Here is a 15,066-nt window from a genome sequence, read left to right as displayed (position 1 = left end):
GGAGAGGTACACGCGTCGAGGGGCACGCAGGTTGCGGCCGAAATGATCGAACAGTGTCACGGATGCGTACCGGAGGGACCCGGCGCATCTCCGAGGTGCGTCCTCGCCGTGAGCGGGCTCCTTGCGCCGCGGCCTGCGCCCGGGAACCGGGAGCGGGCGGGGTGCGTCGCGAGGCACAGGACGATCGGTCGGGGGCCGGTATGGGGTATGTGGAGGAACACGGGAGTGCCGGTGGCTGCGCGCGGGTTGCGGTGTGGAGCGCGGCAGCGCTGCTCATCGCCACGACGGGCGTCCTCTACGGCAACACCCGGGTGGGTGAGGCGTGGCACTGGTGCCTGACCCAGGATCACGAGCCCGATCCCAGGGCGGCCGCGGCCGCCCGCTCCGTGTGGGTCCTCATGTTCGTCGCGCTGCTGGTGCTCGGCGCGGTGCTCTCCCCGCTGCCGCACAGCAGCTGGTACCTGGTGCCGGCGATGCTCGCCGTCGCCGCGGGGCTGACCTGGCTCTACGTCACCGGAATGGGGTCACCTGCCCCCTCGCAGGTCGGCGAGCCGATGGAGGCCTCGTGCCGGACCGCGCCGAGCTTCCCGTTCAGGCACTGAGCCCGTGGCGGTCGTGACGCCGTCGGGAGCGACGCCGCCAACGGCGCGGAGCCCGCGTGCCGTGCCGTTCGGCGAGGGCCCGCTGGGCGGCCTCGGCCGCCTCCGGGTCGTCGTACTCGTCCTCCTCACCGATCCGGACGCCCCAAGCCCCGGTGACCCGTTCACCGACCGATGAGCCGAGCCACTGCCCGTCACAGCCTGCGATCCCGGAGGCCCTGCTGTGCCGGCAGGGCCTCCACCCTTCGATTCCCCAGGTCGCTTCCACGCGGTCCGGCCCACACCACGACCCGAGCACGGCCTCTGAGACCGGTGAGCTCGCACACCGAAGGGGAGAGAGAAGAAGTGACGGTCCATCTGGTCGGCGGCGGACGGGATCGCGCTGGACGAGAACACCGCGCTGTCCGTGGCCGACGGGACCGGCCCGGTGCGGGGCGCCGGCCGCGCCAGGGTGCCCCACTGGGCGGGGACGGTGCCACGGTCAGCTCCCACCGCGCCGGCGCGGTGGGAGCCGTGACGCGGCTGACGCCGTGACAGCGGACGGACGGCGGCCCGCCGTCCGCCCCTCCCCGGCAGCCCGAGCGGCCCGTGCTGCGCCGCTGCCGCGGCGGCCGGGAAAACCGCTTTCCGGCGGCCCGAGCAGGGTGGTAGACACCCGGGGTGCATAACACTCTCGAGTTCTCCGACCTCCTGCGGCTGATTGACGAACGGTCGACCGCGTTCCGGGCCGCGGTCGCCTCCGCGCCCGGCCTTGACGCACAGGTGCCGACCTGCCCCGAGTGGACGCTGTTCGACCTGGCGCAGCACCTGGGCGGGGGCGACCGCTTCTGGGCCGCCATCGTCGGTGCGGGCCCCGCCGAGGCCCCGCCCGCCGAGGCCGCCGCCGAGCGGGCCACCCTAACCCCGCCGCGGGAGCGCGAGGCCCTGGTGGCCTGGCTGGAGGAGTCGACGCAGCTGCTCCTGGGCGCGCTGCGGGAGGCGGGCCCGGACCGCGGCTGCTGGGCGTGGTGGAGTGCCCTGCAGACGCCGCGGACCTCCGGCGGTGTCGCCCGGCACCGGGTCCAGGAGAGTGCGGTGCACACCTACGACGCCCAGCTCGCCGCGGGCGCCCCGCAGCCGCTGCCGGCCGAGGTGGCCCTCGACGGTGTCGAGGAGTTCCTGTTCACCTGTGTCGCGACGCCCAGCGCCTGGCCGCACAAGCCCACCGCCTTCGACTTCCACGCCGCCGAGGGGCGCTCCTGGCGCCTCACGGTCGACGGCGACGGCGCCCGGACCACCCGTCTGCCCACCGCCACCGGCGGCGAGGGCCCGGACGCGGCCGGCGTCTCCGTCCACGCCACGGCCGGTGAACTGGTCCTCTTCCTCTACGACCGCGTTCCGGTGGACTCCGTGCGGATCGACGGCGACGCCGGGCTGTTCGACCTGCTCCGCGCCTGGGAGCCGGAGGAGTAGGACGTCACGGGGCGCCGGCCACGCCGCCCCCGGGGCCCGCCGCGAGCAGGGCGGTCCGGGGGTGGCGTACCGGGTCGGCGGGTCTCAGGAGAGCACGCCGCCGTAGTCGGGCAGCTTGAAGGTCCGTTCGGCGTGACCGCCCACCAGGTCGGTGGTGTTGTTGCCGATGTTGGCGATGATCGTGTAGCCGTTGCGCTCGATCTCCTGGCGCTTCGCGGTCTTGAAGGCCGAGGTCTCCTGGAAGAGGTCGAACAGCGACCGGCCGTACAGCCCGTCGACCGGGTAGCCGACCTTGGTCAGGTTGTACCGGGTGAAGGCGTCGATGAAGTCCGGCCGGGCGGTGACGAAGAAGACCTTCACTCCGCGGTCGTGCGCCGCCCGCGCCACCTTCAGCACCGCCGCGACCGCTGGCGTCGGGTAGGACGGCGTGTAGTCGGTCTCCAGGGAGGTGTTGTCGATGTCGAGGACGACCGCGGGCCGGTAGCCCGTCGGCGCCTGCGGCACTCTCTCCTGCACGTAGGCGCCCGCGGCGTCGGCGACCACCTGGACGTCCTTCAGCCAGGTCTCGTACGGCACGTCCGGGCGGCCGAGGGTCTGCACCTGGTCCGCGCCCCGGGCGGGTTCCGCGGCGGCGGCCGGCTGCGCCGCCCCGACGAGCAGCACACCGCCCGTCGCCACCACGACCGCGAGATGCCGCACTCCGAACCGTCCTGCCATGCCCATGCTCCTTTGTTCGAGGGTGGGAGCAGGATGACCCATCCCGGTTACCTGTCGGTAGACATCGGGCGAAGATCATTGCGGAACCCGATTCCCCTGCGCCCCACCGGACTTCGCCCGCGCCTCACGCCCCGGCAGCATGCGGGCGGGTCCGGCGGCCGGTCCGGTGTCGTCAACACCCGCTACGGTTCCTGCCGGCACCACGGCGGTGCGGGAAAGGCGGGGAGCGGTGAACGACGGCACGGCCACGGTGATCGGCTGGGACGAGGTACGGGCTCTGATCGCGGGCCGGGTCCCGGGCCCGGTGATCGAGCGGCTGTCCGGGGTGCCCGCGGAACGACTGGCCCACCTCCGCACCCCGCTGCGCAAGCTGCGGTCCGAGCTGCTCCGCGAGGCGGTGTCCGCCGATGCGAACCGCTCCTTCCCCGCCTACGGACAGCTGGCGGCACTCCAGGCGGCCGGCCTGTCCGCCGCCCGCACCCCGGCCGAGGCCCTCGACTGGCTAACCCACCGCCGCCTGCGGGACGTCACCTGGACGCTGCCCGACGGCGGCTCCACCAACGCGGACCACCGCGCACTGCTCGCCGTCCTGCTGGAACCGCACCGCAGCACCGCCTGGCAGTGCGAACTCGCCACCCGCCTCGCCGAGTGGCTGCCGCCGCGCGGGGACGGCCCCCGCTGGCTGGTGGCGCACGGCCTCGCCGTTTGGTCCGGCGCGGCGGTGCCGGCCACCGACGGCTACGTCACCGGCTGGGTGCGCCAGGGCGGCCTGATGCGGTACCAGCACCGCGAGATCGCCGAGTGGTTCGCCGACCAGGGCCTGCGCGAACCGGTGCCGCACCACGACACCCTGCTCTCCTGGCTGCGCGCCCAGCCCCGGCTCGCCGAATTCGTCCGCCGACTGTTCGAAGTCCCGGACGTCGGCGCCGAGTTCACCGACCCGTACGCCGCCCGGTCCGGACCCGACAACGAGTGGCCCGAGGCCCTCGCCGCGCTGGCCGCCGAGGGCGTGCTCGACCGCGCCGAACTGCTCGACCACTGCCTCGGCAAACTGCTCCGCGGCGACCGGCCGGGCAACCTGCGCGGCTTCCTCCACCTGCACGACGCACTCGCACCGGACCCGGACGAGATCCTCGCCCGCTCCCGCGACTACCTCCGGCTGGCCGCCGACGGGGCGCCCACCGCCGCCAAGACCGCCCAGGCGGCCCTCCGCACCCTCGGCGACCGGCTGCCGGCCGACACCTTCGCCGAACTCACCGAGGCCGTCCTCGGCCGCCCCGAGAAGACCCTGGCCAACACCCAACTGACCTGGGCCGGCTCCCTGCTGCGCCACCACCCGGCGCAGGCCGACGCCCTGCTGCCCGCGGTCGCCGCAGGATTCGCCCACCCGGCCGCCGGCGTCCAGGACAAGGCCCTGCAACTCGCGGCCCGCCACCTCGCGCAGGCCGGGCCCGACACCGTCCGCACCCTCCGCACCGCGGCCCGAGGGCTCGGGCCCGTGCCGGCGGCGGACGCCCGCCGCCTGCTCGGCACCGACGACGCGACGGCCGACGCGGCGGCCGACGCGGGCGCCGGCCCCGCAGCCACCCCCGGCCCGCTGCCGCCGGCCGCCCCCGTGCTGGCCCGCCCGATGCCGCCGGCCGTGTCCGGGCCGTACGAACTCGCCGAGCGGCTGGCCGCCCTGCTGGCCGACCACAGCCCGGAGCCCGCCGAGTTCGAGGTGGTCCTCGCCGCCGTCGTCGCGGAGCACCACCGCGACGCACCGGCGGTCGCCGAGGCACTCGCCCCGCTCGCCGCCCGCCGCGGCCGCAGCCACTGGTTCCACTCGGTCGAGTTGCGCAACGTCCGAGTCGTGCTGGGCTGTCTGTTCGACGTCCTCGCCGGGGAGGACCACGGCCACGACCCCGAGGGTTACACCGCAGAACTGTGTGCCCTGCCTGCCCACCTCCGCACCGCTTCCGTGCTGCCGGCGCTGCGGGTGCTCGAGGTCGCGTCCGGCCTCGCCGGCCACCGCGCCGACCGCGGTGGCTCCGGCGGCCCGGTGCCGGTCCTGCTGGCGACGCCGACCGGTGCCGACGGCACGCTCGACCCGGCCGTGTTCGCGGACCGGCTGGACGCCTGCCGGGCCGCCGGTGCCGTCCCGTGGCCCGTCGACCTCGCCCAGGCACTGCTCCGGCTGCCGCCGGAGGCGGTGGCCGCAGCCACCGACCTGGCCCGCGGGCTCGGCGCCGAGCCGCCCACCGCGCCCCTGCAACTGCCGGAGGGTTTCCACGTCCAGCGCCCGGACATGCCGGAGCGGACGGGCCCGTACGGCTGGAAGCCCCCGATGGCCCCCAGGATCGCCCCGTGCGGCCGTCCGGGGCCGGATCCGGCGGCGGTGGCGCCGGTCGACCGGCCCGCCGCCCTGCTGTCCGCGGTGCCCGACCCGGGCGAGGCCGTGCTGTTCGTCGTGGGCGGGCACTGGGCGGCCGGTTCGGCCTGGCTCGCGCAGCTGCCCGTCCAGACGCCCTGGCACCCCGAGTCCGCCGCGGCCCACGCCGTCCCGGCCCTCGCCGTCCAGGCGCTGGACGGCGACGGCCAGCGCGGGGCGAACCCGGTGCTGCCCCTGCTCGCCGAGGCACCCGGCACCCCGGGCCCGGTCTGCCACCTGGCCCTCGCGTACGGGCTGACGGCCGCCCGCGCCGACCACCGCACGGCCGCCCTGGACGCGCTGCTGACCATGGCCGCGCGCGGCACCCTGCAGGGGCGGGACCTCGGCGGGCGGCTCGCCGGGCTCTGGGAGCTCACGGTCGCCAAGCCGAACCGGTTCCTGCCCGTCCTCGCCGACGCGGCCCGCGGCGGGGCGGGCCCGGCGGTGTGGCCCGTCCTCGCCGCACTGATCGCGGAGGCCGCCGCCGCACCCGCCCGCCGCGGGCTGGCGGACCTCCTGACCACCGCAGCGGAATGCGCCGCCGCCTCCGGCATCCGGGCCGACCTGCCCGTCCTCGACGCGCTCACCGCTCCCGCCGCCCCCCGGCGGGTCCGGACGGAGGCCGCCCGGCTCCGGGAGGTGCTGCGCCGTTCCCCGGGATCATGAGAGGGGAACGCGGCCCGCAACGGCGCACCGTCCAGGCCCTGGCCTCCGCCCTCCGACTCACCCCCCGGCAGGCGGCCGCACTCGAACAGGCCGCCGCCGCATGCGGCTGGAGGAGGAGCACGCCGAACGGCTCGCCGCGCTCCGCCGCGCACCGGCCGCCGGCCGGCACCGACAGGTGATCGACACGGCCGAGGCGATGCACTGGTTCTCCGGCCGGCTCATGCGCTGGGACACCTGGGGCGAGGTCTTCCAGCTCTCGGTGGACGCCGCCCGCGTGTGCGGCGACGTCCGTGCCGAGACCGTCCACCTGAACTACCTCACCTGGACGTCCGTCATGTGCCTGCACCGGTACCGGCGCGGGATCGAACTGGCCCACGACGCCCGGGAGCCGGCCCGTCGGATCGGCGACGCCGAGCAGGAGGCGTGGGCACCGAGCTACCGCGCGAGCGGCCTGCGGTACCTGCAGAGGTGCGAGAAGGCGGCCACCGCGTACCGGCAGGCCGCCGGGGTCCTCGCCGCGGTGGGCAACCGGCCGGCGCAGTACGGGGCTGCCGTCGGCGTCGGTCAGCGCTCGGGTTGCAGGTGCGCGAGCAGGTCGTGGAGGGGAGCGGGCACGTTCCCGGGTTCGAGGGCTTCGACCAGGAGGTGGCCGTAGCGGATCTTGCGGCCCTTCTTCGTGCCGAGGAAGCGCCGCATCTGGTGGTGCGGGGGCCGGCCGTGCTGTGCGGGCTGGCGTACGAAGGTGTGCCAGGCCGGGAGGTCGCCCTCCGCCCGGAGGACCTCCTCGACCCGTGCCACGCCGAGCGCGCGGATGAGTTCGTCCTCCAGGTCCGTCGCACACGTGAAGAACCCTCGGCGCGGTGCGCCGACCCCCTCGAGGGCGCGGTCGTAGAAGCGCTGCTCGCCCACGTCGCACAGTCCGGCGAGGCGCAGACCCAGTCCGGGAGGCCCGAGGAGGGTGGCGTAGCGGCCGACGTTCATCGCGCCGCCCATGGGTATGACGCACACCCCTTCGGCGGGCAGGTCCCTGCCGTAGCGAGCGGCCAGCGTCTCGACGGCCGCGAGATCGCTCGGCCCTTCCAGCAGTACCGCGGTCCGTACGCGCAGCCGTACGGCCAGTTCACTCGCAGGCCCACCGGGGCTGCCCGCCGCCCAGTCGCCGACCGCATCCCGGAACGCTCGCATGTCCGTCATGAGGAGATCCTGCTCCTGCCCGGGCGGGCGCGGCACGGAATTTTCCGTCGGCCGGGCCCCGCGGCGTCACGGTGACGGCGGAGCGGACGGGCGGTTCCGTCCCGGTCAGGAAGGCCGGGACCGTTGGAACGTCGTGGCCACGATCAGTGCGCCGCAGGAAGCGGAGATCGCCACGAGCCGGAGGCTTGCGGTGGCGGATGCGTGCTGCAGCAGCTGGCCTGCGGCGACGAAGCCGATGGGGCCGGTGACGGAGAGGGCCGTGTTCACGGCGATCATGACTTGGGTCCTGACCCCGGCCGGGGTGCGGGTGGCGAGGGTGGAGAAGAAGCGGGCGAAGAACACGCCGAACGACACCCCGCCGAGGGCCACGCCCAGGCCGACGATCCAGGGGGACCAGGAGACCAGCAGCAGCCAGGTGGAAAGGGCGAAGCCGCAGACCGCCACGGCGGCCGTCCGATCGGTCGGCGCCTTGATCCGGCTGGCCATCAGGCCTCCTGCCACCGAGCCGGCGCCGTAGGCGGCCACGAACCAGCCCGCCATGCGGGAGCCGCCGTCGAAGCGGGTGAGTGCCAGCACCGGCAGGGTGGCCATCATCGCCGTCCAGCCCATGTTCTGGATGCCGACACCGAGGATGCGCCGGGACAGCCGGCGGTCGCGCAGCAGCCATCGCAGGCCTGCCGCAACGCTCTGCGTGCCCTCGTCGGCGGCGGGCTTCGCGGTCCGGGGCACGAACGCCGCCACCATCAGTGCCGGCACCAGGAACGACACCGCGTCGATCAGCAGCACGGCCGGGGCGCCCAGGGCCGCGATCAGGAGGCCGCCCAGCGCGGGGCCGGCGAAGCTTCCTGTTTCGTTCACGGCGCCGAACAGGCTCCCCACCCTGGTGAGCCGGGCCTCGTCCTCGTTCACCAGGCGTGCCATGGCCAGCCACTGGGACGACGAGTAGGCGGGGAAGAAGGCGCCGACCCCGAACCCGAGCGCCAGCAGCCAGGGCAGCGACAGCAGGTGGGACCAGTGCAGGGCGGGGATCAGGGCGACGAGGACCGCACGGGCGATATCGGAAACGATCATGGTGCGCTTGGGGCCGAGCCTGACGGCCAGGGGGCCGCTGGGGATGCCGCACAGCGCGATCCCGGCGAACTCGGCGGCCATGACGGCACCCATCTGACCGGCGGACCCGGAAGTGACCAGGACGAACCAGGGCAGGGCGACGGCTGCCATCTCCGTCCCCAGGATCGAGGACGCCTCCGCGAAGAAGAGCGCGGACAACGACCATCGGGCCTTGCGGGGAACGATCACGACTGACGTGAGCCCTTCGGTAGCGGCGCGGGGTATCGGAGCGGTCCGTTTCCCACCACTGAGGAGGACCGGCCACCGGCGACGGGGGCCGGCGCTTCACGAGATGGCGCGGAGCCGGGCGGGGGCCTGGTGGCGGAGCAGGTCGAGTGCCCGGGTCGTCTCCTCGTCCGCGGGCAGGAAGACGATCAGTTGCTGGGCGTCCGTGGTGAGTTCTAGCGTCTCGCGCAGCAGTCGGAGCTCGTGCCCGGACGGGTGGGCGAGGCGCAGGACGCCGCGTTGCGGGATGCTGTGGCGGTTCAGGCGCTTCGTGAAGTCGGGGCCGGCGACGGGGGCGAGTTCGGCGGTGAGCCACTCGGAGTTCTCGACGGACGGCCCGAGCCAGATGTCGAAGGCCTGCTCGTCCGCGACGTCGTCCCAGTCGGCGAAGAACGTGCGGGCCCTCGGGTCGGTGAAGACGTAGCGGGTGAGGTTGGGGGCGTCGGTCTCGAGCAGTCCGCCCGCACCCATCACCGACCGGTAGCCGCCGGTGTGGGCGAGGACGTCGCCCAGCCGGTTGGTCACCGCGGCGATCCCCGGTTCGACGAGGCGGAGCACGTCCAGTACGGCCGGTCGGACCTCTCGGGGCGGCGGTGCGGGCCGGGTGCGGCCGGCGCACTCACCGCCCGTGATCTTCCAGAGGTACCGCAGGTGGTTGCGCTCCGAGGGGTCGAGGCTGAGCGCGTCGGCGAGCGCGTTCACGATCTGCACCGAGGGATTGCGGTCGCGGCCCTGTTCGATGCGGGTCAGGTACTCGACGCTGATGCCGGCCCGCGTGGCGAGGTCCAGGCGGCGCAGCCCCGGTGAGCGGCGGCGGCCGCGGTCCGGCAGCCCGAGCGATTCCGGCTGGATGCTGTCGCGCTTGGTGCGGATGAAGTCCCCCAACGGCGTACCCATGGTGGGAGCATAGGGCGCCGCCGGACCGGTCGAGGAGTGCTCAGCGTGGCCCTGCGGGGGCCAGTCTGAGCGGGGTCTGGTTACGGTCGCCGCGCGGGCCGATGGTGGTGGGCATGGAGAACACGCACAAGCTGCTGATCATCGTCGGAAGCGTCCGCGAAGGGCGGTTCGGCCCGGTCGTCGCCTCGTGGGTCGCCGAACGGGCAAGGGAGCACGGAGGGTTCGAGGTGGACGTGGTCGACCTGGCCGATGTCGACCTCCCGCTGGCACTGCCCGCCGCGCCGCCGAAGTTCGCTGGCGGCGGCTATCCCCGTCCGGCGGGCATGGCCCGGCTGACGTCGGCCCTGGAGAGCGCCGACGCGTTCCTCGTGGTCACACCGGAGTACAACCACAGCTACCCCGCCTCGCTGAAGGCGGCCATCGACTGGCACTTCACGCAGTGGACGGCCAAGCCCGTGGCGTTCGTCAGCTACGGCGGTGCGGCGGGCGGCCGGCACGCGGTGCTGCACCTGGAGAACGTGCTGACCGAACTGCACGCGGTGACGATCCGCGACGGCCTGGCCTTCCCGAACTACTTCACCGCGTGGCAGGACGGCCGCCCGCTCGACGCCGGGGCGCCCGGGTACGCCAAGACCCTGCTGGACCGACTGGCCTGGTGGGCGGGCGCACTGAGCGCGGCGCGCGAGGCCGCGCCCTACCCGGCGTGAGGAGGACGGCCATGGAGTACGTTCCGCTCGGCGGCACGGAGTTGAAGGTCAGCCGGATCGCACTCGGCTGCATGGGATTCGGGGACCCGGTGCAGGGGGTCAACCCCTGGGTCCTGGACGAACGGGCGGCGGCACCGGTGTTCCGGCAGGCCGTCGAACTGGGCATCACCCTGTGGGACACCGCCAACGTCTACGCCGGCGGCACCTCGGAGGAGATCGTCGGCCGGGCCGTGCGGACGTACACCCGGCGCGAGGACGTCGTCCTCGCCACCAAGGTGGGACTCCCGATGCACGACGGCCCCGAGGGCTCGGGGCTGTCGCGGAAGGCGATCCTCCGTCAGGTGGACGCATCGCTCACCCGGCTCGGCACGGACTGGATCGACCTCTACCAGATCCACCGGTTCGACCCCGCAACGCCGGTCGACGAGACGATGGCGGCCCTCCACGAGGTGGTGACGGCGGGGAAGGTCCGGTACATCGGCGCCTCGTCCATGTGGGCGTGGCAGTTCGCCAAGATGCAGTCCGCGGCGGCGCAGCAGGACGGTACGCGGTTCGTGTCGATGCAGAACCAGTACAGCCTCGTCCAGCGCGAGGACGAGCGGGAGATGTTCCCGCTGCTCGCCGATCAGGGCGTCTCCAGCCTGCCGTGGTGCCCCCTCGCCAAGGGGCGCCTGGCCCGGCCGCACGGGCGGGTGACCGGCCGTTCCGCGAAGGATTCCGTCGGGCAGCGCTTCTTCGGCGGCGTCGACCGCCCGATCGTCGACGCGGTGCAGCGGATCGCGGCGCGGCGCGGGCGGTCCATGGCGCAGGTCGCCCTCGCCTGGGTCCTCCACAACCCGACTGTTGCCGCCCCCGTCGTCGGCGTGACGGACCCGGTCCACCTCCAGGACGCGGCGGACGCCCTCGCCGTGCACCTCGACGATACCGAGATCGCCGACCTGGAGAGCCACTACACGCCCCGCCTGCCGACCGGATTCTGACCGCGGCCGCCCGCCACCCGTGTTCGGGCGGGCGGAGGTCTCCTGGCTCCCTCGGTGCGGGCGATGTCGGGGCCGGTTGATAAGAAGAAACCATGATCAGTAGCGAGGACATCGGGTCCGTGGTCCGCCGGTTGACAGCCGGCTCCGTCGGGCCGGGCTGGAGCGAGCACGACATGCGGGCCCTGGTCGACCGGCTCGGTTGGACGTGGGTGGCCGAGCCCGACGGTCGGGTCCGGGTGCTGACCGGGCTCCCGGGCGGAGACGCGGAGCTCGTGCCCGTCGATGCGCGGGCCCGGACGTACGCCCCGACGCAGGCGTACCTGGAACTGGTGGTACCGGTGAGCCGGCCGGCACCGGAGGTGCGGCCCCAGGCGGAGGAGTTCCGCCGGGTCGCGGACGCCGTCCGCCGGGTGTGCGGGGAGGCGACCTACGCCGGAGCCGCGGGATTCCACGGGCTGGCCGGCTTCCGCATGGATCCCGTCTGGGGCAGGCCGTTCCTGCGCTGGCGCCTAGGGGAGGTGACCGTCGAACTGCGGGCCGGGGCCGGCGGGCCCGAACTGGTCCTGCAGTCCAGCGAGGTGTGGGAGTCCTGGTTCGCGCTGGCCGGCGAAGGCTTCGTGGGCGTCCTCGAAGGTGAACGTCCGCTGGACCACCCCCGCTGGGAGGGCCACGGAACCTGGGAGGATCTGGAGCTCGGCCTGGGCGGGTTCCTCAGGACGCTCGCCGCGGAGACGGTGGCGACCGGGATCGTCCAGAGCATGCCCCTGTACGGGCGGCTCGCCCACGACAACAGCGGACCCCTCCTGTTCTCCATCACCTGCACGGACCGCCTCTACGTCGACTACACCGAGTACCGCGTCCCCGAGGCGGCCAGTGGGGCGAACGCCGCCGCTCTCGGATGGACCCCACGGGAGGCCCTGCCGACCGGGCACCTCCCCGCCGACCTCGACGGAGGGGCCCCGTGGCGCATCGACGCCGGCGGCCCCGGAGACCTGCAGGCGGGCACCGCGATCGCCTCCCTGATCGTGCGCACCGCCAGGGCCGCCGGGGTCGGGTCCCACTCGGACCTGCTCCTCGGCGGCGAGGCGGAGTTCCGGAGTCCCTACCGGATCGGCTTCCCCGGCCTCCGCATGACCGTCGTCTGACGGCCCGGCCCACGGACCCGGCGATCACCCTCCTCGTCCCCGGGCGGCCCTCCGGCCAGGCCCGAACAGCAGTGACGGCCCACCGGAAGAACCGTTGGGCCGTCACGACGGATGGAGGTCAGAGGTAGTTGAACAGCGGGGGGAAGACCAGGGCCACGATCCAGGCCCATGCGGCGTAGACCGGGAGGTAACCGGTCTGCCAGCGCTCGAGCGCCGTGAACGGCGTGCGGCGGCGGACGAAGCCCAGGAGCAGCCACGCGGACCAGGCGAGGTTGGCCAGCAGGATGACGTTCTCTCCGAGCGCCGCAGCCTTGTTGGGTGTGGTGCCGTACTCGGTGATGCGCCCGGTGATGGCCAGCAGCACCAGCACGTCGATGACGAGCGCGCTGACCACCAGGGCGAGCTGCACCTTCTCGAACAGGCCCGGGGGAGCCTCCGGATCGCGGGCGGAGAACGAGTAGAGCAGCAGTCCCAGCACCACGACCAGCACGACGTCGAACAGGATCAGCGCCGTCCGCTCGACGTCGATACCGGTGCCGGACCAGCCGAAGGCAACGATGAAGGCCAGCAGCACCGCGGTGAACAGCGGAGTGAACAGCCGCGCGAGCACCGGGGCCATGTTCTCGACGACGCTCTGCTTGGCCTCGACGAGCCACCCGGCCACCACTACCGCGGCCACACCGCCGCACGGCACGAGCCACTGCCCGATGAACTCCCCGGGGGCGATCCCGATGGCCTTGAAGGTCCCGGAAATCATCAGGATCAGCACCACGCCGCCGCAGGCGAGGAGGGAGAGGTAGACGAACCATTCGCCGGTGAAGCGGATGAAGTCCATTCGTCGGCGTGACGACCGCACCTCGTCAGCCACATAGGCCAGACCGACCACGAACCACAGGGCGATGGGGACGTGGATTCCGGTCAGGACGGCCGACTGGGAGTCGTCCGCGAGCGGATAGGCGTTGGCCGCCGCGGCGCCGAGCGCGAACAGTGCCAGCAGCGTCCCGACCAGGACCGGCCCGGCCTGACGGCGCCAGGCCAGCAGGGCCGCCAGCCACGGCAGCGCGAACAGGCCGAGGTTGCGCAGGTAGAACGCGCCGTCCTCGTAGAGGCTCAAGCCGAACAGGCCGGGCAGCTTGACGGATGCTGCCGCGCCCGCCGCGCAGACGACCACCGCGAGCAGATCGCGCCGCCGACGGCCGTCCGCCGACGGGCCGTCGGTCCCGCCGGTCAGCACCAGTTGCTTCCACAACCGCTCGGAATGCTCCCTGGCGAACTCGCGGGACAGCTCGTCCAGACCGCCCATGCGCTTCACCGCGACCAGGAACGCCTCGTCGGGGCGCAGGCCGACGGCGATGAGCCCGTCGACGGAGCCGCGGAGATGGTCCTCGAGCTCCTCGACGTCGGAGTGCCGCAGCTCGGGGCGGCGGCCCACGTAGTGACGCCACTGGGCGAACTGGGCCTCCAGCTCGTCCTGCTCGTCCTGCTCGTCCGACAACGTCATGCCTCGCCTCCCAAGGGGATCGCCGTGAATGCCCTCAAATCGCCGGGGCCGGGCCAGACCCTCCTGAGCGCCTCCACGACCGTGTCCCACTGGCGGCGCTGCTCGGCGAGCTCGGCCAGGCCGCTGTCGGTGATGCGGTAGTACTTGCGCCGCCGTTCACCCGGGGTCGACTGCCAGTTCGACTCCACGTGTCCGAGACGCTCGAGCCGGTGCAGCAGCGGGTAGAGCAGCCCCTCGGTCCAGTCCAGCTGTCCGCCGGACAGCTCGCCGATCCGTTTGAGGATGGCGTAGCCGTAGCTCTCCCCCTCGGCCAGAATGCCCAGCACGATCGGCGTCGCCGACGCGGCCACGAGATCCTTGGTGACCTTCACCAGTCCCCTCCTCCCCATACCTAGAACTGTGATGCATAGAAGGTCCAGGTATTGTGCCCGCGCGGGGCCGGATTGTCCACGAGTCGCCCGGTGGACGATGCCCGGCCGGGTCGTTCGGGGGCTCCCGGGCGACCCGGAGCCGGGTGTGGTTGCCCGCGCGGGCCTCGAGTGCGGGCACGAGCGGCCAGGGGCCGCGCCCCGACCGGAGACCGCGCTCTTGCCGGAGGAGCCGGCCCTGGCGCCCCGCTGTCCCGTCTCTCATCGGATCTTGCAGGGGCGGGGCCGTTGACCTGCGGGGCCATCGGGCTGTCTCCGCATCAGCGGCTGAGCGTGGCTGTCGAGGATTGCGCGGGGCGGGGAACATACTCCATGCATGAGTGAAGAGTTCAGGCAGCGGATCGGACCCACCCGGACATGACTCGAATCATCGCCGACATTTCGGTTTCCCTCGACGGGTTCGTCACCGGGCCCGACCCCGGTCCGGCCAACGGGCTGGGCACCGGTGGCGAGGCACTGCACACCTGGGCATTCTCCGACGACCCCGAAGACCGCCGCCTTCTGCGCGAGGCGACCGACCGCTCGGGCGCCGTCGTCCTCGGCCGTCGGCTCTTCGACCTGGTCGACGGGCCGAACGGCTGGGACGACGAGACCGGTTACGGTGCAGGCGTGGTCGGCAAACCCGCATTCGTCGTCGTGACCAGCTCGCCACCGGGGTCGGTGCGCCTCGGCGACCTCGACTGGACGTTCGTCACCACCGGCCTGGCCGACGCCGTCTCCGCCGCGCGCGATCGCGCCGAAGCGGCTTCGGCGAGCAGCGGCAAGGACCTGGACGTCGTCCTCATGGGCGGCGGCGAGTTGATCCGCTCGGCGCTCGACGCCGGACTGGTCGACACGCTGTCGCTGCACCTGGCACCCGTCGTGCTGGGCGCCGGCACACCGCTGCTCGTCGACGCGGTGCCGCGTGCGCTGGTGCAGCAGAGCGTCATCGCAACATCGACCGCGACGCATCTGACCTACGAAGTCCTCTGACGACGTCTTCGACGGCGGCCTCCGCCTCGATGCCGCGGGGCTTCGCACATCCGGGGCACTTCG

At 73.5% G+C, this 15,066-nt stretch carries 14 protein-coding genes; 8 read left to right on the top strand and 6 right to left on the bottom strand.

Annotated elements, in window-relative coordinates; genetic code table 11:
• Positions 1–251 precede the first annotated feature (251 nt).
• A complete protein-coding gene (locus AB0M03_RS20520) occupies positions 252–602 on the top strand; it encodes a hypothetical protein (protein ID WP_363492986.1) in 351 nt (116 codons plus the stop codon).
• Positions 603–1,259: 657 nt separating this feature from the next.
• On the top strand, positions 1,260–2,051 hold the full coding sequence (locus tag AB0M03_RS20515) for a maleylpyruvate isomerase family mycothiol-dependent enzyme (protein WP_363492985.1): 792 nt from the start codon (positions 1,260–1,262) through the stop codon (positions 2,049–2,051).
• Between the two features lie 84 nt (positions 2,052–2,135).
• On the opposite strand, the gene AB0M03_RS20510 is transcribed toward AB0M03_RS20515, so the two are convergent.
• Complete coding sequence (locus AB0M03_RS20510) at positions 2,136–2,768, bottom strand: HAD family acid phosphatase (protein ID WP_363492984.1); 633 nt, start codon at positions 2,766–2,768, stop codon at positions 2,136–2,138.
• A 229-nt stretch (positions 2,769–2,997) separates the two neighbouring features.
• Here AB0M03_RS20510 and AB0M03_RS20505 point away from each other — a divergent pair, with 229 nt between their 5' ends.
• Together AB0M03_RS20505 and AB0M03_RS20500 are read left to right on the top strand one after the other, a co-directional pair.
• Positions 2,998–5,844: a DUF6493 family protein gene (locus AB0M03_RS20505; RefSeq protein WP_363492983.1), complete on the top strand. Its 2,847-nt coding sequence runs from the start codon at positions 2,998–3,000 to the stop codon at positions 5,842–5,844.
• A gap of 100 nt (positions 5,845–5,944) precedes the next feature.
• The gene (locus AB0M03_RS20500) at positions 5,945–6,499 is read left to right on the top strand and encodes a hypothetical protein (RefSeq protein ID WP_363492982.1); all 555 of its coding nucleotides are present in this window, start codon (positions 5,945–5,947) and stop codon (positions 6,497–6,499) included.
• On the opposite strand, the gene AB0M03_RS20495 is transcribed toward AB0M03_RS20500, so the two are convergent.
• The 3 genes from AB0M03_RS20495 to AB0M03_RS20485 form a co-directional block, all read right to left on the bottom strand.
• On the bottom strand, positions 6,409–7,038 hold the full coding sequence (locus tag AB0M03_RS20495) for a TOPRIM nucleotidyl transferase/hydrolase domain-containing protein (RefSeq protein WP_363492981.1): 630 nt from the start codon (positions 7,036–7,038) through the stop codon (positions 6,409–6,411). The two genes, AB0M03_RS20500 and AB0M03_RS20495, sit on opposite strands and share 91 nt — an antisense overlap.
• Positions 7,039–7,143: 105 nt before the next feature.
• Positions 7,144–8,337, bottom strand: a complete 1,194-nt coding sequence (locus AB0M03_RS20490) for an MFS transporter (RefSeq protein ID WP_363492980.1) — start codon at positions 8,335–8,337, stop codon at positions 7,144–7,146.
• A 96-nt stretch (positions 8,338–8,433) separates the two neighbouring features.
• Positions 8,434–9,270, bottom strand: coding sequence for a helix-turn-helix transcriptional regulator (locus AB0M03_RS20485; RefSeq protein ID WP_363492979.1), 837 nt, complete (start codon positions 9,268–9,270; stop codon positions 8,434–8,436).
• 113 nt (positions 9,271–9,383) lie between these two features.
• Between AB0M03_RS20485 and AB0M03_RS20480 the strand changes: the two genes are divergently transcribed.
• From AB0M03_RS20480 to AB0M03_RS20470, 3 genes are all read left to right on the top strand, one after another.
• Positions 9,384–9,977 carry an NAD(P)H-dependent oxidoreductase gene (locus AB0M03_RS20480; RefSeq protein ID WP_363492978.1) on the top strand — a complete coding sequence of 198 codons (594 nt, stop codon included), beginning with the start codon at positions 9,384–9,386 and terminating at the stop codon, positions 9,975–9,977.
• A gap of 11 nt (positions 9,978–9,988) precedes the next feature.
• The gene (locus tag AB0M03_RS20475) at positions 9,989–10,957 is read left to right on the top strand and encodes an aldo/keto reductase (protein ID WP_363492977.1); all 969 of its coding nucleotides are present in this window, start codon (positions 9,989–9,991) and stop codon (positions 10,955–10,957) included.
• 92 nt (positions 10,958–11,049) lie between these two features.
• Positions 11,050–12,102 carry a DUF6301 family protein gene (locus AB0M03_RS20470; protein ID WP_363492976.1) on the top strand — a complete coding sequence of 351 codons (1,053 nt, stop codon included), beginning with the start codon at positions 11,050–11,052 and terminating at the stop codon, positions 12,100–12,102.
• 118 nt (positions 12,103–12,220) lie between these two features.
• Here the strand turns inward: AB0M03_RS20470 and AB0M03_RS20465 are convergent, their stop codons facing one another.
• Positions 12,221–13,603, bottom strand: a complete 1,383-nt coding sequence (locus AB0M03_RS20465; protein WP_363492975.1) for a permease prefix domain 1-containing protein — start codon at positions 13,601–13,603, stop codon at positions 12,221–12,223.
• Positions 13,600–13,974 carry a helix-turn-helix transcriptional regulator gene (locus tag AB0M03_RS20460; RefSeq protein ID WP_363492974.1) on the bottom strand — a complete coding sequence of 125 codons (375 nt, stop codon included), beginning with the start codon at positions 13,972–13,974 and terminating at the stop codon, positions 13,600–13,602. Before AB0M03_RS20460 ends, AB0M03_RS20465 begins: the two co-directional genes overlap by 4 nt.
• 414 nt (positions 13,975–14,388) lie before the next feature.
• On the opposite strand from AB0M03_RS20460, the gene AB0M03_RS20455 reads away from it, so the two are divergent.
• Positions 14,389–15,003: a dihydrofolate reductase family protein gene (locus AB0M03_RS20455; RefSeq protein ID WP_363492973.1), complete on the top strand. Its 615-nt coding sequence runs from the start codon at positions 14,389–14,391 to the stop codon at positions 15,001–15,003.
• Positions 15,004–15,066 lie beyond the last annotated feature (63 nt).

Origin of the sequence: Kitasatospora sp. NPDC051914, assembly GCF_040680995.1 — a bacterium.
Taxonomy (GTDB): Bacteria; Actinomycetota; Actinomycetes; order Streptomycetales; family Streptomycetaceae; genus Kitasatospora.
The sequence above is the reverse complement of the archived record's forward strand: the minus strand, read 5'-3'. Positions and strand labels throughout refer to the sequence as shown.